Below are 22534 nucleotides of genomic sequence, written 5' to 3'. Positions count from 1 at the left end.
TGGTGCCGTTGACGGAGACCGTCAGCTTGTCGTACGCGGTGGTGCCCGTCTCGGCGGTGTCGATGTGCAGCCAGAAGCTCAGCGTCGCCTTGCAGCCGGTCGGGATGGTCACCGTCTGGGAGAGGGTGTCGGTGTGGGTGCTGCCGTAGCCGTTCATCCACGACTTCCAGGAGCCGCTGTGCGCCGCCTGGGAGGAGCTGTTGTCCACGACGCCCGAGCTGGCCGTCCACGGGGCGGCCGTGCCCGTCTCGAAGCCCTGGTTGCCGAGCAGCTGCGCCGGGGTGCAGTTACCGCCGCCGGGAGGGGTGACCGTCCAGGAGAAGCTGGTCGTCCCGGTCTTGGCCGCCGAGTCCTTCACCGTGACGGTCACGTTGGAGGTGCCCGCGGTGGTCGGGGTGCCGGTGATCACGCCGGTGTTGGCGTTGATCGCCAGGCCGGCCGGCAGGCCCGTGGCCGAGTAGGACAGCGGCGCGGTGCCGCCGGTGGCCTTGATCTGCAGGTTGACGGCGGTGCCGACACCGGTGGACTGGCTGCCCGGGTTGGTGACGGAGACGCCGCCCGGGTTGGGCAGCGAGCCGACGTTCACGGCGGCCCAGGCGGTGGCGACCGCGTTGTACTCGGCGCTGTTGGCGCCGTACAGGTCGGTGGCCGCGTCCAGGGTCGCGGTACGGGCGCCGGCGTAGTCGGTGGTGGAGGTCATGTGCGCGGTCAGCGCCTTGTACCAGACCTGCGCCGCCTTGTCCCGGCCGATGCCGGAGACGGTGATGTTGTTGGCCGTCGGGCTGTTGTAGCTGACGCCGTTGATCACCTTGGCGCCGCTGCCCTCGGCCAGCAGGTAGAAGAAGTGGTTGGCGACGCCGGACGAGTAGTGGACGTCCAGGTTGCCGACGCCCGAGTACCAGGAGTCGGCCGAGCCGCCGTCCTTGGAGGGCTTGTCCATGTAGCGCAGCGGCGTGCCGTTGCCGTTGATGTTGATGAGCTCGCCGATGAGGTAGTCCGGGTTGTCGGCGGGCAGGTTCGCGTAGAACTCGACCATCGTGCCCATGATGTCCGAGGTGGCCTCGTTGAGGCCGCCGGACTCGCCCGAGTAGTTCAGGTTGGCGGTGGCCGAGGTGACGCCGTGGGTCATCTCGTGGCCGGAGACGTCGAGTTCGGTGAGCGGGTGGGTGTCGCCGGAGCCGTCGCCGTAGGTCATGCAGAAGCAGCCGTCGTCCCAGAAGGCGTTGACGTAGCCGGTGTCGTAGTGGACCCGGCTCATGGCGCCGACGCCGTCGTTCTTGATGCCGTTGCGGCCGAAGGTGTTCTTGTAGAAGTCCCAGGTGGCGGCCGCACCGTACTGGGCGTCCACGGCGGCCGACTCGCGGTTGCTGGCCTGGCCGTTGCCCCAGGTGTCGCTGGACTTGGCGAACAGGGTGCCGTTGCCGGTCGTCCCGTTGTTCATGTCGGTGGTGTACTGGCCACCGCGGGTGCCGTCCTTGAGCTGGAACTGCGAGCCGCTCTGGGTGGTGGTCAGCGGCACGTTGCCGACGAAGACGCCGTTGCCGGAGCCGCGCTTGATGCCCTCCGTCTTGCTCAGCACCGCACCGGTCTTGGCGTCGGTGACGACGTGCAGCGCGCTCGGCGTGCCGTCCGACTCCTTGCCACTGATGACGGTCTCGTAGGCGAGCTTCGGGGTGCCGTCGGCGGCCCAGACGACCAGGCGCGGGGCGGCCTGGAGGGTGCCCTGCTCGGCGGCCAGCGCGGCCTCCTGAGCCTTGGGCGCGGTCAGGGCGGGGGTGGTGTCCACGCCGGCGAGGTTGGCCTCGCTGGCCTTGGTCACGTTCTTGGTGGCGCCGGAGGGGTCCAGGTGGACGATCAGGTCGCCGCCGAGGACGGGCAGTCCGGCGTACGTGCGCTCGTAGCGCAGGTGGCGGGCACCGTTCGCGTCCTGGACGACGTCCTTGGTGACGAGCTTCTCCTGGCCGCTCAGCCCGAGCGCCTGGGCGAACCCGGCGGACTGCTGGTTCGCGGAGGAGATCAGCGCTGCCCGGCTGGTCTGCTGGTTGGCGACGGCGGTCGGGGCGTCCGGGGTGGCGGCCTGCGCGATGACCGGTATGCCGGTGACCAGCAGCGCGGTGGAAGCGGCCAGGACGACCGCCGCCTTCCGGGCGTGGGCGTAACGTGACATGCGGACTCCTTTTCCGACCGGTGCCGGTTCGCACACGGTGGAGAGACGCTGGGCCGCGGGGTTGCGGCGCAGTGGGGGCCCCCGCCGGGGTACACGGCGGAGGTGCGGCGGTGCTGTGGCGCGGTGGGAATGCGGCGGTACGGACGAGCTGCAGGGTCGGTCGCGCTGCACCTGAACTGGAGCGGCTGCTCCGGGAGGTGGGGCCCCCACGTCTGCAGCCGGACGAATCGTGGCAGTAAACGGCGCGTCAATGACAGATGCATGCCACTGATTGGCCGGTTCATTACCGAAACCGTATGCACGACTGTTCATCAGTTGTGTTACCGCGGGACCAACTTGTGAACACGGTTTTCATGCCCCCGATGAAGTTCGATCACCGCCGAAAGTCACTGACCAGCACTCAGGGGTGCGGTTCGTACCGCTGGGTAGGGCGGGCTTACCGGCGGCTGCGGCACTGCCGTGCCGCAGCCGTGCCACGGCCGTGCCATCGGCGATTTCCGGCCATCTGGTGGCGAGAACGCTACGGGCCCCGCACCGCCTGAACGGCGGTGCGGGGCCCGGTGGTTGCGATCGTGGGCGATCGACCCGGCTACCTCTGGACGAAGACCGCCACCGTCCGGCCCGGCACGGTGAACGTCCCGGTCGCGGCGTCGAAGGCGGCCGCCTTCACCACCGCGTCCGCACCGCCCGCCTGGACGGGGTGCAGCGCCTGGTCCGTCCCCCGCAGGCCCGGAACCGCCTGCGTCTGCGCGGTGGGCGTGGCGTTGAAGACCGCGGTGACGCCCTTCTCCGCGCCCGCCAGGCCCGTGCCGTCCAGGTGCAGGGTGATGACCCCGGGCGTCTCGCCGGGCGTTCCGGAGAGCGGGTACGACAGCCGCTGCTGGACCTCGGCCAGGGTGGGCAGGGCGAACAGCGGCGAGGACTGCTTGATGCGCAGGAACTCCCGGTACTGCGCGGAGGTGGCCCGGATGTCGGTCGCGCCCACGGTCAACTTCGGGTTCCCCAGGAGGAGTCGGGCGGTCGGCCACATCTCCTGGTTGTCCTTCGCCATGGGCAGCCCGCGGCCCCAGCCGTTCCCCTGCGACGGGTCCCAGTGGATGGCGTTGAACCAGTCGCCGGAGTCGTAGGCGTTGGAGTCCAGCGACTTGGAGCGCAGCAGGTCGCTGCCCGCCTGGGCGAAGCCCACGCCCTGGGTGAGCGCGGTCAGCGACAGCCCGAGCGCCTGCATCCGGGCCCGGTCGGCGGGCGCGGTGGCCGTCGGCAGCTTGTACGCGAGCGCGTCGAACAGGTCGGTGTTGTCGTGGGCGTCCACGTACTCCACCGACTCGCCCGGCCTGGCCGCGTACCCGGTCGGGGAGCCGTTGTAGTCGACCTGGGCGCCGGTGACGGCCCTGCCCGAGCTGTCGGTGAAGGAGTAGCCGGCCAGGTTGCCCGCCAGCCCGACCTTCAACTGGTCCATCTGGTGCAGCAGTCGGGCCTTCTGCTCCTCGGGGGTGCCGTTGGCCGCCGAGCCGTTGGGGTCGGTGAACAGGCCGGAGGAGAAGCCCTGCTGCGGCGCGGAGTTCAGCATGAAGTTGCCGCCGCGGGCGGCGTCGCGGAGCCGGTCGTCGAAGGTGGCGATGCCGGTGCCGGCCAGGTTGAGCTGGGTGGCCTGTTCGAAGCGGGCGTTGTTCGCGACGACGCCGAAGTTCCAGCCCTCGCCGTACAGGAGGACGTTCTTGCCGTCGACGCCGTCCGAGGCCGGGGTCATCCTGCGCAGCGCGGACTGCACGTCGAGCACGGTGGACTTCGGGTCGATGCCCATCAGGTCGAAGCGGAAGCCGTCGACCTGGTACTCCCGGGCCCACAGCGACACCGAGTCGACCACCAGCCGGTTCATCATGGCGTGCTCGGGCGCGGTGTCGGCGCAGCAACTGTCCGTCGTCACGTTGCCGTTGGCGTCCAGGCGGTGGTAGTAGCCGGGCACCACCTTGTCCAGCACCGAGTGGTCGGCCTGGCCACTGGCGGCGGTGTGGTTGTAGACCACGTCCAGCACCACCCTCAGCCCGGCGGCGTGGATCGCCTGCACCATCCGGCGGAACTGCAGGGTACGGGCGGTGCCGTTGGGCTCAGTGGCGTACGAGCCCTCCGGCACGTTGTAGTGCAGCGGGTCGTAGCCCCAGTTGTACGCGTCGTCGGCGGCGACGGCCGCCACGCACTCCTGCTGCTTCGGGCCGTCCGGGGGAAGGGACTTGAGGTCGCAGGCGGGCAGCTTCTGCTCCGCCCGGTTCTCGCGGACGGTCGCGAGGTCGAAGGTCGGCAGCAGGTGGATCGTGGTCACCCCGGCCCCGGCGAGTTCGCGCAGGTGCCGCATACCGGCCGAGTCCGATTCGGTGAACGCCAGATAGGTGCCGCGTTCGGCGGCCGGGACGGTGGAGTCCTCCACCGAGAAGTCCCGGACGTGCAGTTCCTGGATCTGCTGCCTGCCCGGCGGTACGGCCTGGGGGCGGGGCTGGTCGTCCCAGCCGGCGGGCTTGAGCTCCTTGGCGTCCAGGTCGGCGACCAGGCTGCGCCGGGAGTCGGTGGAGAGGGCGACGGAGTACGGGTCGGTGACGGTGTTGACGACCGTCTGCTGTACCGAGGGCGCCCAGACCTTGACCTGGTAGAGGTAGTACTTGCCGTCCAACTCGCGCTTGTCACGGACGAGTTCCCAGACGCCGGTCTCCTCGTCCTGCGTGAGCGGCAGGGTCTTCGGGCTGCCGCCGGTGGCGGAGTCGAAGACCTGGACGGAGACCTGCTGCGCGGTCGGCGCCCAGAGCGAGAGCGCCACCTTGCCGTCGTAGTAGGCCGGGCCGAAGTCCACCTTTCCGGTGCGGCGGGCGTACAGGTCGTCCAGTACGCCGGGGATCTGGACGCCGGTGGCGGCCAGCGCGGCGCCGTTCGGGAGGTGCTCGGTGAAGAGCAGTTGGCCGCGCAGCGCGGCCGGGACGCGGGCGGTGTCCCTGGCGTCGAGGGTGAAGGCCCGGTAGCCGGACAGGTGCGGGTACTTGGCCTTCTGCGCGTCGGTGAGGCCGCCGGGCACGGGGCTGAGCCGCAGCCAGTGGCCGGGCCTGGTCAGCACGCCCTTGTCGGCGCGGATGCCGCCCTCGGGGTCGTAGACCAGTTGGGCGCTCGCGCCGCCGGCCAGGGCCGCGTCGGTGGCGCCGTAGCCGGGCGGGACGACGACCGTCCGGGCGTCGATCCACTGGGCCTTGGCGGTGGAGAGGTCCAACTGCGAGGCGGAGCCCGGGTTCTGCGGCAGCAGGTAGCCCTCGCGGCCGCCGAGGATCCACACCTCCCGGCCGTCGGCGGTGAGGTTCAGGGACTGGTCGGCGGGAAGGTCCTTCTCGTCGCCGCGGTGCAGGATGTAGCTGAGGCTGGTCGCTCCGGGGGCCAGCGGCACCTCGAAGACGGCGCCGAAGGCGTCGCGGCGCACCGGCGTCAGCGGCTTGCCCCAGTCGGTGGGGGTGGCGGCGCCGGTCCAGTCGTGCAGGCCCCAGCCGTCGTAGTTGCCGTCGGCCCGGTTGTAGTGGAGGACGGCGGTGTTGGCGGGCTGGCTGTTGGGCGGGCCCGGGTTCGCGGTGCGGACGGTGGGATCGCCCTGTTTGAGCCACACCTCGCCGGTGGCGCCGACGTCGAGGTGGCGGTCGGCGTCGACGTCCTTGACGCCGTTCCTCTCCACGACGAAGCCGAGGTCCGAGGCGCCCGGCTTGAGCTTCACGTACGCGAAGGCGCCGTACGCGTCCCGGCCAGTGAACGGGTGCCCGGCGGGCCACTGGGTGCCCTCGCCGTCGGCGAGGTCGCCCCAGGCGTAGAGGTTCCAGCCGTCGTAGTCGCCGTCGGTGCGGTTGTAGTGGACGACGGCGTACGGGCGGGAGCCGGCGGTGGGCACCGGCTTGGGGGCGGGGGTGCCGGTGGTGAAGCTCGCGGTGGCGGAGCGCAGGTGGCCGGCGGGGTCCTGGACGACGGCCTTGTAGCGCACCACCGTTCCGGGGGCCGCGGCGCCCAGGTCCTGGGTGACGGCGTACTTCCCGTTGTCGGCGGTGCCCAGGGTCTGCCAGGGCCCGTCGCCGATCTGCGCGGCGAAGCTCACCCGGTTGAAGCCGCCGTCCGTCTTCGCCCCGACGGTGACGAGACCGGTGGAGCCGTCCGCGGGCGGCTGCACCGACAGCTGCGGGGCGGCGGCGCCGGAGGCCACCTTTGCGTTCGCCCTGAACACCACGGAGGACAGCGCCGGTACGGTCACCGTCACCCTGCGGTCGGCGCCGGAGGTCAGGGTGGAGCCCGCCGACGGGTAGATCCGGTCGAAGCCCGTCCCCGCCGAGAAGGTGTCCAGGGTGACGGTCTTCGCCTCGGCCGCGTTGTTCACGGCCACCAGGTACTCGACCTGCTGCCCGGCGTCGATCCGGGAGAAGGCGTACACGCCCGCGCCGTCGGCGGCGTACCGCTCGATCTGCGCGCCGTCGGCCAGCGCCGGGTTCTCGCGCCGCAGTTCGGCCAGCGAGGCGAGGCCCTGGTAGAGCCCGCCGCCCTGCCCGTACCGGTCGGCCGGGCCGGAGGGGCCGCCGAGGACGCGGTCGGCGTTGTAGGAGGCGGTCCTCGAGGCGAACATGTCCTGCCGGGCGTCCTTGTCGCCGCCCGCGCCGGTGAAGCCCTGCTCGTCGCCGTAGTAGACGACGGGCTGGCCGCGGGTGAGGAACTGCAGCTCGTTGCCGAGCCGGTCCTTCCTCAGCAGGGTGGCCTCGTCGGCGCCCGGGTTGTCGGCGAGCAGGAAGGAGCCGAAGCGGCCCATGTCGTGGTTGCCGAGGAAGGTGGGCAGCTCGTAGGCGTCGGTGTCGGCGCTGGTGTAGCGGTAGTCCTGGGCGTACACGTCGGCGAGGGCCTTGGCGGTGCCGCCCTGGGAGACGTACGAGCGGGCCGCGCCCTGGAAGGGGAAGTCCAGGGTGGCCTGGAGCTTTCCCTTGGTGACGTAGGGCGAGGTGACGGCCGGGTCGCCGGAGTAGACCTCGCCGAACATGAAGAACTTCCTGTTGCCCTGCTCGGCGGCGAACTCCTTGAGCGCGGGCGCCCACTGCTGCCAGAAGGCGAGGTTGACGTGCTTGACGGTGTCGATGCGGAAGCCGTCCACCCCGGCGTCCTTCACCCACTGCTGGTAGACCTTCTCGAAGCCCTTCACCACCCGGGGGTTCTGGGTGTCGAGGTCGTCCAGCCCGCTGAAGTCGCCCTCGGTGGCGGACTCGCCGACGAAGGTGGAGTCGCCCCGGTTGTGGTAGAGCGACGGGTCGTTGAGCCAGTCCGGGCTCTTGGCCTTGGCGTCGGCCGGGGTGCGGAGGACCGGGGTGTAGGGGAAGGAGTCCCTGGTCAGGTTCGGCCAGGGGGCGCGCGCGTCGGCGACGGCCGTCTCGTCGACGGGGTTCCCGTCCGCGTCGAGCGTCGGGTAGGCGCCCGCGGAGCGGTAGGTGTGCTGCTGCTCCGCGTAGTCGACGACGTCGGCGGTGTGGTTGGTGATGACGTCGAAGAAGACCTTGAGGCCGCGCGCGTGCGCCTTGGCTATCAGCTCCTTGAGCTGCTCGTTGGTGCCGAAGTGCGGGTCGACCTGGGTGAAGTCGGTGATCCAGTACCCGTGGTAGCCGGCCGAAGCCTGGTCCCCGGTGCCCTGCACCGGCTTGTTCTTGAAGATCGGCGCCATCCAGATCGCCGTGGTGCCCAGGTTCTGGATGTAGTCGAGCTTCTGGATCAGCCCGGCGAGGTCGCCGCCGTGGTAGAAGCCCTTGTCGGCGGGGTCGAGGCCGTTCTCCAGCCGCCCGCCGGTGATGCCGCCGGTGTCGTTGGCGGTGTCGCCGTTCGCGAACCGGTCGGGCAGGACGAAGTAGAACTGCTCGCGGCTGAGGTCGTGGCGCCCGGCGGTGGCCGCGAGCGCGGCGTCGGAGGGCGGGGCGGGCGGGGCTGCGGCCAGGGCCGCGGGGGCGCCGCCGAGGCTCGCGGCGGTGAGGACCGCGGAGAGGGCGGCGGCGAGCAGCGCGGCCGTACGGCCGGATCTGCGGCGGGGGGTGCTCGGCGGAGGGCGGAGCGGCGAATCGGCCACTGAGGGGCTCCCTAGGGGGGAGGGGCGGTCGGGTTGCCTGGAAGCTAGCGGCCTGCAATATGTTTCAGCAAGATGCAGAAACGGTTTCCTGCCGGGAAAATGCAGGCCGACAGCGGTCACGGCCACCCCGATTACGCGCCCGGGGCGGTCGGCGTGACAATGGGACGTATGCCAGTCCCACCGGTGAGCACCAGACCCGTCCGCACCCCCTACTCCGGTGGGAGCCACCCCCTAGGACAGGCTGTACGCCTCAAGGGGGACAGCTGGTGAAGAATCCACTTCCGGAGGATGAGCGGACGGCGACGAGCCGTCTGGCAGACTTCTCGTCCATGGGGGAACCGACCGAGATCCAGCAGGGCGACACCGTGCGCGCCGAAGCGGCCCACGGTGGCGGTTCCACAACGGCGACGGCCACCTCGGTCCGCGTGCCCGAGGGAGCCACCCGTGCCGCCCAGTCCCGTACCGCCGCGCTGCGCAGCCGCATCCGCGACCAGCGCCGCTCCCCGGCCAGGCCCCGGCTCTGGATCGAGCTCGCCCTCATCGGTGTCAGCTACTGGATCTACTCGGTCGTGCGCAACGCGGTTCCGGAACAGGAATCGATAGCCCAGAAGCACGCGAGCTGGATCTGGAGGCTCGAGCAGAACCTCGGCATCGCCGTCGAGCGCTCGGTCAACCACGCCATGGACGGCGTCGGGTGGCTCATCACCGGGATGAACTACTACTACGCGACGCTGCACTTCGTCGTCACCATCGGTGTGCTGGTCTGGCTCTACCGCAGCCACCCCGGCCGCTACGTGGCCGCCCGCACCGTGCTGTTCGTCACCACCCTGATCGCCCTGGTCGGCTTCTACTCCTTCCCGCTGGCCCCGCCCCGGCTGATGACGGACGGCGGCTTCGTCGACACGGTGAAGGACCACGGCACCTGGGGCTCCTTCGCCTCCGGCCCGGCCGCGCACGTCTCCAACCTGTACGCGGCGATGCCCTCCATGCACATCGGCTGGTCGATGTGGTGCGGCCTGGCGATCTTCTTCCTGGCCCGCCGCAGGTGGGTCAAGGTGCTCGGCCTGATGTACCCGGCCGCCACGCTGCTGGTCATCGTCTCGACGGCCAACCACTTCTGGCTGGACGCGGTCGGCGGCGAGATCTGCCTGGCCGGGGGTTTCCTGGCCGCCCGCTGGCTCTACCACGAGTGGGTCTACAAGCTGCCGCAGGTGCCCGCCCGGGAGCAGGCCGAGGCGCCGATCACCGTGCCCGAGCAGTGGAGCGAGCCGGCGGTCAGCAGCGGCCGGCGCTGAACGTACGAAAAAGCTGAACATACGAAAAAGGGGCCCTTCTCCGTCCGGAGAGGGGCCCCTTCGCATCGCTCAGCTGTACCCGTAGAACAGCCGGTCCACGACCGCCCTGGCCCGCCGGGTGGTGCGCCGGTAGTCGTCCACCAGCTCCCCGCTGTGCCCGGCGCCGTACCCGAGGTAGCGCGCCACCCCGGCCAGCTCCCTGGCCTCCCCGGGGAAGCTGTCGCCCGGCCGGCCGCGCACCAGCATCACCGCCGAGCGCACCCGGGAGGCCAGCAGCCAGGCCGCGTCCAGCACCCGCGCGTCCGCCTCCTCGACCAGCCCGGCCGCGACGGCGGCGGCCAGCGCGGCCCTGGTCCGGGTGGTGCGCAGGGCCGGCACCTCGTGCCCGTGCCGCAGCTGCAGCAGCTGCACCGTCCACTCCACGTCCGCCAGCCCGCCCCGGCCGATCTTGGTGTGGGTGGTCGGGTCGGCCCCGCGCGGCAGGCGTTCGGCCTCGATCCGGGCCTTGATCCGGCGGATCTCCATCAGGTCCCGCTCCGGCACGCCCGTGCCCGGGTAGCGCAGCGGGTCGATCAGCCGCCGGAACCGCTCGCCCAGCTCCTCGTCCCCCGCCACCGGCTCGGCCCTCAGCAGCGCCTGGCTCTCCCAGGCGTGCGACCAGCGCCGGTAGTACGCCTCGTACGAGGCGAGGGTGCGCACCAGCGGGCCGCTGCGCCCCTCCGGCCGCAGGTCGGCGTCCACCAGCAGCGGCGGTTCGGTGGAGGGCGCGGCCAGCAGGGTGCGCAGTTCGTTGCAGACGGCCTGGGCGGCCCGGGCGGCGTCCTCGTCCAGGGAGCCGAGCAGCGGCTCGTGGACGAAGAGGACGTCGGCGTCGGAGCCGTAGCCCAGCTCGTGGCCGCCGAAGCGGCCCATCGCGATGACCGCGATCCTGGTCGGCAGGCCCCCGTGCTGGGCCTCCCAGCCCGCGACGCAGGCGCGCAGGGCGCCCTGGAGGGTCGCGGCGTTGAGCGAGGTCAGCGCCTCCCCGGCGAGGTCCAGCGCCTCGGACGGGTCGTCCGCGAGCCGCCCGAGCACGTCCGCGGCGGAGGTGCGGAACAGCTCCCGGCGCCGGACCGACCGGGCGGCGGCCACGGCGGCGGCGGTGTTCCCGGCCCGGCCGACGGCGGCCAGTATCTCCGACTCCAGAGCCGCCCGGCCGCGCGGCGCCAGGCCCTGCGGGTCGCCCAGCATGGCGACGGCCTCGGGGGCGCGAAGCAGCAGGTCGGGGGCCAGCCGGCCGGCCGAGAGCACCCGGGCGAGCTGCTCGGCGGCGGCGGACTCGTCGCGCAGCAGCCGCAGGTACCAGGGGGTGCGGCCGAGGGCGTCGGAGACCTGGCGGAAGTTGAGCAGCCCGGCGTCCGGGTCGGCCGAGTCGGCGAACCAGCCGAGCAGCACCGGCAGCAGGGTGCGCTGGATCGCGGCCTTGCGGCTCACCCCGGAGGCGAGCGCGCTGAGGTGGCGCAGGGCGGCGGCCGGGTCCGTGTAGCCGAGCGCCTCCAGCCGGGCCCTGGCCGCGTCCGGGGTCAACCCTGCGGCGCCGGGCGGCAGTTCGGCGACGGCGTCGAGCAGCGGGCGGTAGAACAGCTTCTCGTGCAGCCGCCGCACCTCGACGGCGTGGCGCCGCCACTCGCGGCGCAGCGCGGCCACCGGGTCGGTGCGGGTGTCGCCGTTGATCAGCGGCGCCAGCGAGCGGGCCAGGCGGCGCTGGTCCTCGTCCCCGGTGGGCATCAGGTGGGTGCGGCGCAGCCGGTAGAGCTGGATGTGGTGCTCCAGCGAGCGCAGGAACCGGTAGGCGGCGTCGAGCGCGGCGGCGTCCGCCCGGCCGACGTACCCGCCTCGGGAGAGCGCGGCCAGCGCCTCCAGGGTGTTGCCGCTGCGAAGCGCCTGGTCGGTGCGGCCGTGCACCAGCTGGAGCAGCTGCACGGAGAACTCGACGTCGCGCAGCCCGCCGGGGCCGAGCTTGAGCTGGCGGTCCAGTTCGGTGGCGGGGATGGAGTCGATCACCCGGCGGCGCATCTGCTGCACGTCGGCGACGAAGTTCTCCCGGGCGGCGGCCTGCCAGACCATCGGGGCGAGCGCCTCCACGTACGCGGCGCCGAGCTCGGCGTCCCCGGCGACGGGGCGGGCCTTGAGCAGGGCCTGGAACTCCCAGGTCTTGGCCCAGCGCTGGTAGTAGGCGAGGTGGCTGGCCAGGGTGCGCACCAGCGGGCCGTGACGGCCCTCGGGGCGCAGGTTGGCGTCCACCGGCCAGATGGTGCCCTCGCCGGTGGTGTCGGCGCAGAGGCGGGTGAGGGCGGCGGCGAGCCGGGTGGCCGCCTTGACCGCCTCGTGCTCGTCGACGCCCTCGCGGGGCTCGGCGACGAAGACCACGTCCACGTCGGAGACGTAGTTGAGCTCCCGGCCGCCGCACTTGCCCATCCCGATGACGGCCAGGCGGCAGGCGGCGGCCGCCTCCGGGTCCCGGTCGGCGGCGAGGTCCAGGGCGGTCTGGAGGGTGGCGCCGGCCAGGTCGGCGAGTTCGGCGGCGGTCTGGGCGAGGTCGGTGGTGCCGGTGAGGTCGCGGGCGGCGACGGCCAGCAGGCAGCGGCGGTAGGCGATGCGCAGCGCGTCGGCGGGGTCGTGGCGGTGGTCGCGGACGCCCTCGGCGAGGGCGCGGCGGAAGTCCTCGGGGCCGGGGTGCATGTCGCGCAGCTCGAAGGTGACGAGCACGTGCCAGTCGTGCGGGTGCCGGGCCAGGTGGTCGCCGAGGGCGGCGGAGACGCCGAGGACGCCGAGCAGCCGGTCGCGCAGCGGCTTGGAGGTGGTGAGGGTGTCGCGCAGGGTGTGGCGGTCGGCCTGGTCGGACGCCTCCAGGAGGCGGGCCAGGCCGAGCAGGGCGAGGTCCGGGTCGGCGGTGGCGCCGAGCGCGTCCAGCAGCACGGGATCGTCGGCGAGGCCCTCCAGCCCGGGGCCGTCCAGCAGCCGCACCGCCTGCGCCGGGTCGGTGAACCCGCGCCTGACCAGCCGCATCTCCGGCCGGCTCACCCGGCCGCCGGTCCGCTGATCCTCCACCGCCATCGGCCCCTCCATCCCGTCTCCCCCCAGCAGGCTACGCGCCCGCGCGACCCCGTGCCGGGCGTGACCACCAGCCGGGCGGGCTCGTTCACCCGGCGCCCATCCTCCACCTCACTCCCCCTTCCTCCCCACCCCAGTTACGCTCCGGAGCCGCCCGATGCCCAGCCGCCTGCCCTCGCTGACCGGGCTGCGCTTCTGGGCCGCCCTGCTCGTGGTGCTGTACCACCTCTCCCGCAAGGTCGGCGAGGTGCCGCTGCTCAGTCCCCTTGCCTGGTACGGGCGTTCGGGCGTCACCTTCTTCTTCGTCCTCTCCGGCTTCGTCCTCGCCTGGACGTACGACGCCTCCCCCGCCTCCCCCACCCGCGCCGCGGCCTTCGCCCGCCGCCGCTTCGCCCGGATCTGGCCGCTGCACGCGCTGACCACCGCGCTCTCCCTCGGCGTCGACGCGGCGATCGGCGCGGCCCTGCCCCTCGCGGCGGCGATCTGGTCGCTGGCCCTGCTGCACACCTGGGCGCCGGGGACGGTGTACGGGGGCAACCCGGCCTCCTGGTCGCTGGGCGCCGAAGCCTGGTTCTACCTGCTGTTCCCGTACCTGCTACGGGTGTTGAGGCCCCGCCCGCGCACCTGGCTGCCCCTCGCGGCGCTCTGCGCGGCCCTCGGCCCGGTCCTGTGGGCGGCGGGCGCCCTGCTGCCGTCCGACCCGGTGCTTCGCGGCTTCCTGCTGGACTACCTGCCGCTGACCCGCACCCCGCAGTTCCTCCTCGGCGTGGTCACGGGCCTCGCCGTACGCCACGGGCTGCCGTGCCACGGGCCGCTCCCCCGGCTGCGGCTCGCCCCGGCCGTCCTCGCCGTGGCGGCCTGGCACCTGGCGCTGCTCCCCTGGCACGCCGCCGTGCCCGACGCGCTCTGGTACGGCCCGTACAGCGCCGCCCAGTTGGTGCCCGCGCCGCTGTTCGCCGCCCTGCTCGCGGCCGCCGCCGCGCGGGACGTACGGGGCTCGGCGCCCCGCCTGCTGGCCGGGCGGACGGCGGTGCGGCTCGGCGAGTGGTCCTACGCCTGGTACCTGGTGCACGAGATCGGCCTGCGCTGCTGGCTGGCCCTCCGGGGCCGCCCCGCGCCGGGCGCCGACACGGCGGCCGTCTGGCTGCTGCTGGCCGGGGCCTCCCTGCTCGCCGCCGGCGCCCTGTACGGCCGGGTGGAGCGCCCCTGCGAGCGGCTGCTGCGCGGGGCGGCCCGGAACGCGGCGGCGCCGCTGCCGCGAGTGGTGCGGCAGCGGCGCCGGGAGGCTTCCCGGGACCAGCGGGATCAGACCTCCGTGGAGCCGTCCAGGTTGACGTAGGAGTAGAACACCCCGATGTCGTAGCCGTCCTTCTGGGTGTTGAAGGTGGCGGTCAGGTCGGTGTCCCCGTTGCGCAGGAACGGCGAGATGTCCCAGCGGTTGGAGTCGTAGCCGAAGTTGTTGCGGTTGTACGGGTTCCGGGCGAACTGGTCGGCCGGGGTCAGCTCCTCGATGGTGGAGTTGAACGCGTCGTTCGGCGCGTGGTTGACGTCCTCGAACAGCGTCGAGGGCCCGTTGGTGGACTTGACCGACAGGGTGTCGCCCGTCCACTTGAGGTCGCCGTCGTAGACGACGAAGCCGAGCTTGCCGCCGACCGGTCCGCTCTGCGGGGTCTGCAGCCCGCTCAGCTTGATGTCCAGCTGCGGGCTGTCGGGCAGTTCGACCTGGAAGCCGTCCCACAGGTGGATGTGGCGCATCGGCTTGCAGTCGTTCTGGTACGCGACGACGATCGTCCAGCCGCCCCAGCTGTGCGGCTTCACCACCGAGTCCATGTTGGCGACGGTGTAGGTGCCGTTTCCGGCGTTCTTGACCAGGTCGGTGATGTCGGCGGACGCCTGGTAGCTGCTCTCCACGTCGGTGGTGATGTAGCCGATGGACGGCTGGTCGTTGGCGATGTTGCGGTACTGCTTCTCGCCCGGGACCTTCAGGTACACCTCGTCGATCTGGCTCTCCGGGAGCACGGTGTCACCGATGCCCCGGGTGCCGCCCCAGTACAGCCGGGCGTACTTGACGTTGGAGCCGTCGATCAGCCCGAGGTCCGCTGAGCTGGCGGAGTAGATCGGGTCGCCGAGCGGGCCGATCGTGCCCGGGTCGATGTTGATGTACTTCATCTCGTACTTGTTGTTGATCGGCATGGGCCCGAGGCCCTTGCGGGCGTCCTCGCAGGGCACCTGTGCCGGGTCCAGCGGCGCCTTGGTCTCGTCACAGGTCATCAGCGAGTTGCTGATCCGGGTGATGGAGCCGTGGAAGTCGCCCTGGAAGCGGGTGGTGAACGGCAGCCGGTTCTCGGAGATGGTCTCGGCGCGCGTGTGCGGCTTCGAGGAGCCGGAGCCGCGGGCGTCGGCCACGGTGGGGGCGATGAGGAGCTGGCCGGCGACGGCGACGAGCGCGGCGCCCGCGACGCCGGTCCGGCGGGCGAGCAGACGGGCGGCGGCGGCGCGGCTGACGGTGGAGGAGCGCATGGTGCCTCTCGGGGACGTAGCGGACGAAGCCCGCCAATCGGACCACGACGTTCCGTCACATCATCGTCACAAACCGCCATCGGAGGAACGATTCGCCTCAGATCCACCCAGACGGAGGGGTCCGCCGTCACCCTCCCGGACGACGACGGACCCCGACCCGTTTACGCGGAACCCGCCGCTACAGCACCTGCAGGTTCTTGCGCAGCTCGAAGGGCGTGACCTCGGAGCGGTACTCCTCCCACTCCTGGCGCTTGTTGCGCAGGAAGAAGTCGAAGACGTGCTCGCCCAGGGTCTCGGCGACGAGTTCGCTGCGCTGCATCAGGTCGATGGCCTCGCCGAGGTTCTGCGGCATCGGCTGGATGCCCAGGGCGCGGCGCTCGGAGTCGGACAGGGCCCAGACGTCGTCGTCGGCGCCGGGCGGGAGCTCGTAGCCCTCCTGGATGCCCTTGAGGCCCGCGGCGAGGGTGACGGCGTAGGCGAGGTACGGGTTGCAGCCGGTGTCCAGGGAGCGGACCTCGATGCGGGTGGAGCCCTGCTTGCCGGGCTTGTACATCGGCACGCGGATCAGGGCCGAGCGGTTGTTGTGGCCCCAGCAGATGTACGAGGGGGCCTCGCCGCCGGCTCCGGCGGTGCGCTGGGAGCCGCCCCAGATGCGCTTGTAGGAGTTCACCCACTGGTTGGTGACGGCGGCCGTCTCGGCGGCGTGGCGCAGCAGGCCCGCGATGAAGGAGCGGCCCACCTTGGAGAGCTGGTACTCGGCGCCGGACTCGTGGAAGGCGTTGCGGTCGCCCTCGAAGAGGGAGACGTGGGTGTGCATGCCGCTGCCGGGGTGCTCGGAGAACGGCTTGGGCATGAAGCTGGCGTGCACGCCCTGCTCCAGCGCGACCTCCTTCATGACCAGGCGGAAGGTCATGATGTTGTCGGCGGTGGAGAGCGCGTCGGCATAGCGCAGGTCGATCTCCTGCTGGCCGGGGGCGCCCTCGTGGTGCGAGAACTCCACCGAGATGCCCATCGACTCCAGCATGGTGATGGCCTGTCGGCGGAAGTCGTGGCCCACCCCGCGCGGGGTGTGGTCGAAGTAGCCGGACTGGTCGGCGGGGATCGGCGGGGTGCCGTCGCCGGGGAGGTTCTTCAGCAGGAAGAACTCGATCTCCGGGTGGGTGTAGAACGTGAACCCCTGTTCGGACGCCTTCTCCAGCGTGCGCTTGAGCACGAACCGGGGGTCGGCGTAGGAGGGCGAGCCGTCCGGCATCAGGATGTCGCAGAACATGCGGGCGGTGCCCGGGGTCTCCGAGCGCCAGGGCAGGATCTGGAAGGTCGTCGGGTCCGGCTTGGCGATCATGTCGGACTCGTACACCCGGGCGAACCCCTCGATCGCCGACCCGTCGAACCCGATGCCCTCCTCGAACGCCTGTTCCAACTCGGCCGGCGCCACCGCGACCGACTTGAGGAACCCGAGAACATCGGTGAACCACAGCCGGACGAACCGGATGTCACGCTCCTCGAGCGTCCGAAGCACGAACTGCTGCTGCTTGCCCATGGGGACAGTCTCACCTCTGCTCTTTACGCTCGTGTTACGCCCGGAAGGCCGCCGAAAGCCCCCACCGAACGCCTGACCCCATCATGGCCGATCGCCGCCCCGCCCGGCAGTGCCGACCCCCCGGAACCCCCGTCCAGGGGCCCCTGGCGGGACATTGCGTCAGATCGACGATTACACTTCGAGCCATGCCCAATCTCCGTCTCGCCCTCTGTCAGACCGACCCGTGGGTCGGTGACCTCGCACGCAACGGCGATGAGGTGGTGCGCTGGACCAGGCAGGCCCTGGAGGCCGGTGCGCAGCTGGTCGCGTTCCCCGAGATGGCCCTGACCGGGTACCCGGTGGAGGACCTCGCGCTGCGGCACTCCTTCGTGGAGGCGTCCCGCGCCGCCCTGGTCGAGCTCGCGGGGCGGCTGGCGCGGGAGGGGCTGGGCGAGGTGCCCGTCGTGGTGGGCTACCTCGGGCGTTCGGAGCACGCCTCGCCGCGGCTGGGCCGCCCCGCAGGGTCCCCGCAGAACTGCGCGGCCGTACTGCACCGGGGCGAGGTGGTGACCCGCTTCGCCAAGCACCACCTGCCCAACTACGGGGTCTTCGACGAGTTCCGCTGGTTCGTCCCCGGCGACCAGCTGCCGGTGCTGCGGGTGCACGGGGTGGACGTGGCCCTGGCGATCTGCGAGGACATCTGGCAGGACGGCGGCCGGGTGACCGCCGCCGCCGAGGCCGAGGCCGGGCTGCTGCTGGTGATCAACGGCTCCCCGTACGAGCGCGACAAGGACGACCAGCGCCTGGAGCTGGTCCGCCGGCGCGCGGTCGAGGCGGGCTGCGCCCTGGCGTACGTCAACATGGTCGGCGGCCAGGACGAGCTGGTCTTCGACGGCGACTCGATCGTGGTCGCCGCGGACGGCGAGGTCCTCGCCCGCTCCCCGCAGTTCGAGGAGCACCTGATGGTCCTCGACCTCGACCTTCCGGCCGCCAGCAGCGACCACACGGACGGCCTGCTGCTCGCCGACGGCCTGCACCTGGTGCGTACCGAGCTGGGCGGGGAGCCTGGGGAGCCGGCCGAGCGGCTGAGCGCCGAGGTCGCGCCGAGGATCTCCGACGAGGCGGAGATCTGGGCCGCCCTGGTGTCCGGTACCCGGGCGTACGTGGAGAAGAACGGCATGCGGTCGGTGCTGATCGGCCTGTCCGGCGGCATCGACTCGGCGCTGGTGGCCTCGATCGCCGTGGACGCGATCGGCGCGGAGAACGTGTACTGCGTCTCGATGCCGAGCCGCTACTCCTCCCAGCACTCCCGGGACGACGCGGCCGAGCTGGCCCGCCGCACCGGGCTGAACTTCCGCACCGTGCCCATCGCCCCGATGTTCGACGCCTACATGGCCGCGACCGAGCTGACGGGCCTGGCCGAGGAGAACCTGCAGTCCCGGCTGCGCGGCACCCTGCTGATGGCGGTCTCCAACCAGGAGGGCCACCTCGTCCTCGCCCCCGGCAACAAGAGCGAACTGGCCGTCGGCTACTCGACCCTGTACGGCGACTCGGTGGGCGCGTACGGCCCGATCAAGGACGTCTACAAGTCGCTGATCTTCCGCCTGGCCCGCTGGCGCAACGAGGAGGCCCTCCGGCGCGGCGAGGAGCCGCCGATCCCGGAGAACACGATCAGCAAGCCGCCGTCCGCCGAGCTGCGGCCGGACCAGGTGGACACCGACTCGCTGCCCGACTACGACCTGCTGGACGAGGTGCTGACCCGCTACATCGAGGGCGACGAGGGCCGGGACGCGATCGTCGCGGCCGGCTTCGACCCGGCGGTGGTGGACCGGGTGGTCCGGCTGGTCGACACCGCCGAGTACAAGCGCCGCCAGTACCCGCCGGGCCCGAAGATCTCGGTGAAGAACTTCGGCCGGGACCGCCGCCTGCCGATCACCAACCGGTGGAGGCGGGGCTAGTACCGGTAGGTGGCGGCCACCGGGAGGTGGTCGCTGCCGTCCCGGGGCAGGGTGCGGGAGTCCACCGGGGTCAGCCCGCCCTTGCTCATGATCTGGTCGATCCGCGCCATCGGGAAGGCGGCCGGCCAGCTGAACCCGAAGCCGTCCCCGGCGGCGCCCTGGGCCGAGCGCATCTGCGAGGTGACGGGCGCCAGGCTGCGGTCGTTCATGGTGCCGTTGAGGTCGCCGAGCAGCAGGACCTTCTTCACCCGCTCGGCCTGGATCGCGTTCCCGAGCGCCTGCGCGCTGACGTCCCGCTGGTCGACGGTGAAGCCGCCCTCGGCCTTGAGCCGGACGGAGGGCAGGTGCGCCACGTACACGGCGAGCGGGCCCTGCGGGGTGGTGACCTCGGCGCGGAAGGCCCTGGTCCAGCCCATCCTCAGGTCCACCGGGGAGACCTCGCCGATCGGGTACTTCGACCAGAGCCCGACCGTGCCCTCCACCGCGTGGTACGGGTAGGCCCCGGCGAGCCCGGTCTCGTACGAGCGCAGCGCCGAACCGGCCAGCTCCTGGAGGGCGACGATCTGGGCGCCGGAGCCCACCAGGCCCCGGATCGTGCCGGGCACGTCGGTGTTCCCGGCGGCGACGTTGTGGCTGACCACCGTCCAGTCGCCGTGGCCGCCGCCGCTGCGGTCGGTGACCAGGCCCCCGAACAGGTTGGCCCAGAGCGCGGCGGGCAGCAGCAGGGCGAGCAGCGCGGTGGCGGAGCGGCGCAGCAGCGCGGCCGCCAGCAGCACGGGGACGGCCAGGCCCAGCCAGGGCAGGAAGGTCTCCAGCAGGCTGCCGAGGTTGCCGACGCCGTTGGGCACCTCGGCGTGGAAGGCCAGCAGCAGGGCGACGAGGACGGCGAGGGCGGCGAGCAGCAGGCCCCGCCGCCAGGTGGTGGCGCCGCGCCGGTCGCGGCCCCAGTGGCGCAGTCCCAGGAAGCCGCCGCCTCGGGCCGGTGGGGCCGGGGTCCGTTCCTCGGTCGTGCCCGCCTGCGCCATCCGTGGCTCCCGTTCGCTCGTGCCGTCCGCCGGTCCGGCCCCGTCCGTACGGTGCGCGGACGAAATGCCGGACTGGTGCCGGTTCGATCGGATTCCCGGCTCAGCCTATGCCGGGACAGACGTGGGGCCCCGCGGTGAGGGTTCCGGCGCGGCCGGTTCCGTGAGCGAGGCCACGTCGGCGAGGGTGCGCGTCAGCGGGTCGGCGGGTCAGCGCGCCGGCAGGTCAGCGCGCCGGCGCGTCAGGAGGGCGGGGCGAGGCCGTCGAGGAGGGAGTCGACCATCGTACGGGCGAGGTCGGGGGCCTCCAGGTCGGAGTCGTCCCAGAGGATGGCGCGGTAGAGGATCGGGCCGAGGATCAGGTCGCCGAGGAGCTCCACGTCGAGGTCGGAGCGGAGCACGCCCTCCTGGACGGCCTGGCGGATCAGGGTCAGCGCGGCCTCGCGGCGCGGCTTGATCACCCGTTCGCGGTACGCGGCGTACAGCTCGGGCTGGCTCTGCATCTGGCCGAGGGCGGCCTTGAGCACCCAGCGGGTGCGCTTGGCGAGGCCGCGGCGGCGCATGTAGTCGACCATCTCGACCAGGTCCTCGCGCACGCCCAGGCCGCTCGGCTCGGGCGCGGGGGCCTCCAGCCGGCTGACCACGTCGACGAGCAGGGCCTCCTTGTTGGGCCAGCGCCGGTAGATGGTGGCCTTGCCGACGCCGGCGGCGGCGGCGATGCCCTCGATGGTCAGGTCGGACATCATCGTGCCGGCGGCCATCATGCCCTCGACGGCGGTGAAGATGGCCTGCTCGGCGGCCTCGCTGCGCGGCCGCCCGCGCCGTCCCGCACCGGCGGCGCCGCAGTCCCGCTCGCCGCAGTCGGGGGCCTGGGGCCCGGCCGTCGGGGTGTCCGTCTTCATTCCCCGGTACTCTCCCTCGCTCTGCCCGGGCGCTGGGGCCCGTCCTGCCGCCGATGGCCCCGCCGGCCGGACGGCGTCCGGTCGACAGGGCCATTGTCACTCAGTCCGCATGTGCTTCGCCGCTGGTCAGGCGTCCGCGGCCGCGGCCTCGCGGGCCTGGCCGTCCTGGACGGAAGCCTGGCCGTCCTGGGCGGACGCCCGGTCGGCCTGCGGCGGCACCTGGCCGGCCGGGCCGCCGGGGGCGGCGGTGCGGCGCGGCAGCAGGAACCAGGCGACGAGCGCGCCGACCACCGAGATGGCCACGGAGAACCAGGAGACGACGTGCATGGCGTGCATGAAGGAGTCGAAGGCGGGGGCGATCAGGCCCTTGCCCTTGTCTCCGAGATGCTCGGCGACGGCCATGGTGGCCTCCAGCGACTCGCCGGCCTTGTCCCGGTACTCGGGCGGCAGCTGCTGGAGGGTGTCGGACATGCCGTCGCGGTAGACGGTGGAGAGCACCGCGCCCAGGACGGCGACGCCCAGCGAGCCGCCGACCTGGCGGAAGGTGTTGTTGACGGCCGAGCCCGCGCCCGCCTTCTCGCGCGGCAGCGAGCCCATGATGGCGACGGTGACGGGCGGCATGACGTGCGCCATGCCCGCGCCCATGACCAGGCCGAGGATGATCAGCACCCAGATCGGCGAGGTCGCGCTGATCACGCCGTACCCGACGAAGCCGAGGGCGACGAGCATCATGCCGGCCGCGGCGGTGGCGGCGACGCCGAGGCGGTCGACGACCAGGCGGGCCCGCGGGGCGAACACCAGCTGGGCGGCGGCCATCGGCAGCATCAGCATGCCGGCCTGGAGGGCGCTGTAGCCGCGCACGCTCTGGATGTAGAAGACGCCGAAGAAGGAGACGCCCATCAGCGCGAAGAAGATCACGCCGACGACCACGACCGAGGCGCTGAAGACCTTGTTGCGGAACCAGCTGATGTCCAGCGCGGGGAAGCGGGTGCGGCGCTCGAACAGGACGAAGGCCACCAGGGCGGCCACACCGATCAGGGTCGGCAGCCAGGCTTGGACGTCGGTGAAGTCGGCCAGCTCGCCGCCCTTGATGATGCCGTAGATCAGCGCGACCAGGCCGATGATCGACAGCAGCACGCCGACCGGGTCCATCCTGCCGGGGTTCGGGTCCTTGGACTCGGGCACCAGGATCGCCATCGCGACGACGGCGACGATCACGATCGGGACGTTGACCAGGAAGACCGAGCCCCACCAGAAGTGCTCGATCAGCAGGCCGCCGGTGATCGGGCCGATGGCGATGGCCAGGCCGACCGCACCGGCCCAGATGCCTATCGCCTTGGGCTGCTCGGAGCGCTCGAAGACGTTCATGATGATCGCCAGCGTGGCGGGCATCGCCAGCGCGCCGCCGACGCCCATCAGGGCGCGGTAGCCCACGAGTTCACCGGGCGAGCCGGCCATCGCGGAGAGCAGCGAGGCGATGCCGAAGACGACCATGCCCGCCAGCAGCGCGCGCTTGCGGCCGAAGCGGTCGCCGAGCAGGCCCGAGGTGAAGAGCAGCCCCGCGAACACCAGGGTGTACGAGTTGATCGCCCATTCCAGGTCGCTCTGGGTGGCGCCCAGGCCGACCGGGGCCGGGGTCGCGATGGTCTTCATCGCGACGTTGAGGATCGAGTTGTCGAGCACGACGACGAGCAGGGCGAGCACCAGGGTGCTCAGGATCGCCCAGCGGCGGCGGTGGATGGCTTCCGGTACCCGTGGTGGCGCGGCTGCGGTGGTCATTGGTCTTCCCCGTCCGGTTCGGTGGTGCGGTGTACGGGGCGGTTCCGAGCCGTGTGCGTCTCGTATTACCCCCGGACGTCAGCCTAGCCCCATTTTCGATACGAGACGAATCCGTTTCATAAAAGCTCCGGTGTGTCCCGGATCGCACCCGTGCGTGCTCCCCCCTCTTTGCGGCC

General features: G+C 72.1%; 11 protein-coding genes. 3 read left to right on the top strand and 8 right to left on the bottom strand.

The window, feature by feature from the left end:
• Together IH61_RS0129900 and pulA are read right to left on the bottom strand one after the other, a co-directional pair.
• Positions 1-2167 (bottom strand): M4 family metallopeptidase (locus IH61_RS0129900; protein WP_037973541.1); only part of this gene is annotated, 2167 nt, incomplete at its 3' end.
• A 589-nt stretch (positions 2168-2756) separates the two neighbouring features.
• Positions 2757-8270, bottom strand: coding sequence for a pullulanase-type alpha-1,6-glucosidase (gene pulA, locus IH61_RS0129895; protein WP_031075494.1), 5514 nt, complete (start codon positions 8268-8270; stop codon positions 2757-2759).
• 329 nt (positions 8271-8599) lie between these two features.
• On the opposite strand from pulA, the gene IH61_RS0129890 reads away from it, so the two are divergent.
• The gene (locus IH61_RS0129890) at positions 8600-9565 is read left to right on the top strand and encodes a phosphatase PAP2 family protein (protein WP_078911497.1); all 966 of its coding nucleotides are present in this window, start codon (positions 8600-8602) and stop codon (positions 9563-9565) included.
• 69 nt (positions 9566-9634) lie between these two features.
• Here the strand turns inward: IH61_RS0129890 and IH61_RS0129885 are convergent, their stop codons facing one another.
• Entirely contained in the window at positions 9635-12661 is a 3027-nt protein-coding gene (locus tag IH61_RS0129885; RefSeq protein ID WP_031075489.1) for a bifunctional [glutamine synthetase] adenylyltransferase/[glutamine synthetase]-adenylyl-L-tyrosine phosphorylase, read from the bottom strand.
• Between the two features lie 154 nt (positions 12662-12815).
• On the opposite strand from IH61_RS0129885, the gene IH61_RS0129880 reads away from it, so the two are divergent.
• Entirely contained in the window at positions 12816-13997 is a 1182-nt protein-coding gene (locus tag IH61_RS0129880; protein WP_063763299.1) for an acyltransferase family protein, read from the top strand.
• On the opposite strand, the gene IH61_RS0129875 is transcribed toward IH61_RS0129880, so the two are convergent.
• Both IH61_RS0129875 and glnA read right to left on the bottom strand, forming a co-directional pair.
• Complete coding sequence (locus tag IH61_RS0129875) at positions 13964-15178, bottom strand: hypothetical protein (protein ID WP_031075484.1); 1215 nt, start codon at positions 15176-15178, stop codon at positions 13964-13966. The two genes, IH61_RS0129880 and IH61_RS0129875, sit on opposite strands and share 34 nt — an antisense overlap.
• A 178-nt stretch (positions 15179-15356) precedes the next feature.
• A complete protein-coding gene (gene glnA, locus IH61_RS0129870; protein WP_031075482.1) occupies positions 15357-16718 on the bottom strand; it encodes a type I glutamate--ammonia ligase in 1362 nt (453 codons plus the stop codon).
• Between the two features lie 185 nt (positions 16719-16903).
• On the opposite strand from glnA, the gene IH61_RS0129865 reads away from it, so the two are divergent.
• Entirely contained in the window at positions 16904-18655 is a 1752-nt protein-coding gene (locus IH61_RS0129865; RefSeq protein WP_031075480.1) for an NAD+ synthase, read from the top strand.
• On the opposite strand, the gene IH61_RS0129860 is transcribed toward IH61_RS0129865, so the two are convergent.
• The 3 genes from IH61_RS0129860 to IH61_RS0129850 all read right to left on the bottom strand — a co-directional run bounded on the left by IH61_RS0129860 (position 18652) and on the right by IH61_RS0129850 (position 22358).
• A complete protein-coding gene (locus IH61_RS0129860; RefSeq protein ID WP_031075478.1) occupies positions 18652-19680 on the bottom strand; it encodes an endonuclease/exonuclease/phosphatase family protein in 1029 nt (342 codons plus the stop codon). The genes IH61_RS0129865 and IH61_RS0129860 overlap by 4 nt on opposite strands.
• Before the next feature lie 239 nt (positions 19681-19919).
• Positions 19920-20579: a TetR/AcrR family transcriptional regulator gene (locus IH61_RS0129855; RefSeq protein ID WP_051838350.1), complete on the bottom strand. Its 660-nt coding sequence runs from the start codon at positions 20577-20579 to the stop codon at positions 19920-19922.
• 126 nt (positions 20580-20705) lie between these two features.
• Positions 20706-22358 (bottom strand): MFS transporter, encoded by a 1653-nt coding sequence (locus tag IH61_RS0129850; RefSeq protein ID WP_031075475.1) that lies wholly within the window; start codon positions 22356-22358, stop codon positions 20706-20708.
• Positions 22359-22534: the final 176 nt, after the last annotated feature.

Origin of the sequence: Streptomyces sp. NRRL WC-3742, assembly GCF_000720635.1 — a bacterium.
Classification (GTDB): Bacteria; Actinomycetota; Actinomycetes; order Streptomycetales; family Streptomycetaceae; genus Kitasatospora.
The sequence above is the reverse complement of the archived record's forward strand: the minus strand, read 5'-3'. Positions and strand labels throughout refer to the sequence as shown.

What these genes read in the sequence shown, in the direction of transcription:
- IH61_RS0129890 (WP_078911497.1), top strand. Translation starts at nt 8,600, where the DNA reads ATGGGGGAACCGACCGAGATCCAGCAGGGCGACACCGTGCGCGCCGAA.
- IH61_RS0129885 (WP_031075489.1), bottom strand. Translation starts at nt 12,661, where the DNA reads ATGGCGGTGGAGGATCAGCGGACCGGCGGCCGGGTGAGCCGGCCGGAG.
- IH61_RS0129880 (WP_063763299.1), top strand. Translation starts at nt 12,816, where the DNA reads ATGCCCAGCCGCCTGCCCTCGCTGACCGGGCTGCGCTTCTGGGCCGCC.
- IH61_RS0129875 (WP_031075484.1), bottom strand. Translation starts at nt 15,178, where the DNA reads ATGCGCTCCTCCACCGTCAGCCGCGCCGCCGCCGCCCGTCTGCTCGCC.
- glnA (WP_031075482.1), bottom strand. Translation starts at nt 16,718, where the DNA reads ATGGGCAAGCAGCAGCAGTTCGTGCTTCGGACGCTCGAGGAGCGTGAC.
- IH61_RS0129865 (WP_031075480.1), top strand. Translation starts at nt 16,904, where the DNA reads ATGCCCAATCTCCGTCTCGCCCTCTGTCAGACCGACCCGTGGGTCGGT.
- IH61_RS0129860 (WP_031075478.1), bottom strand. Translation starts at nt 19,680, where the DNA reads ATGGCGCAGGCGGGCACGACCGAGGAACGGACCCCGGCCCCACCGGCC.
- IH61_RS0129855 (WP_051838350.1), bottom strand. Translation starts at nt 20,579, where the DNA reads ATGAAGACGGACACCCCGACGGCCGGGCCCCAGGCCCCCGACTGCGGC.
- IH61_RS0129850 (WP_031075475.1), bottom strand. Translation starts at nt 22,358, where the DNA reads ATGACCACCGCAGCCGCGCCACCACGGGTACCGGAAGCCATCCACCGC.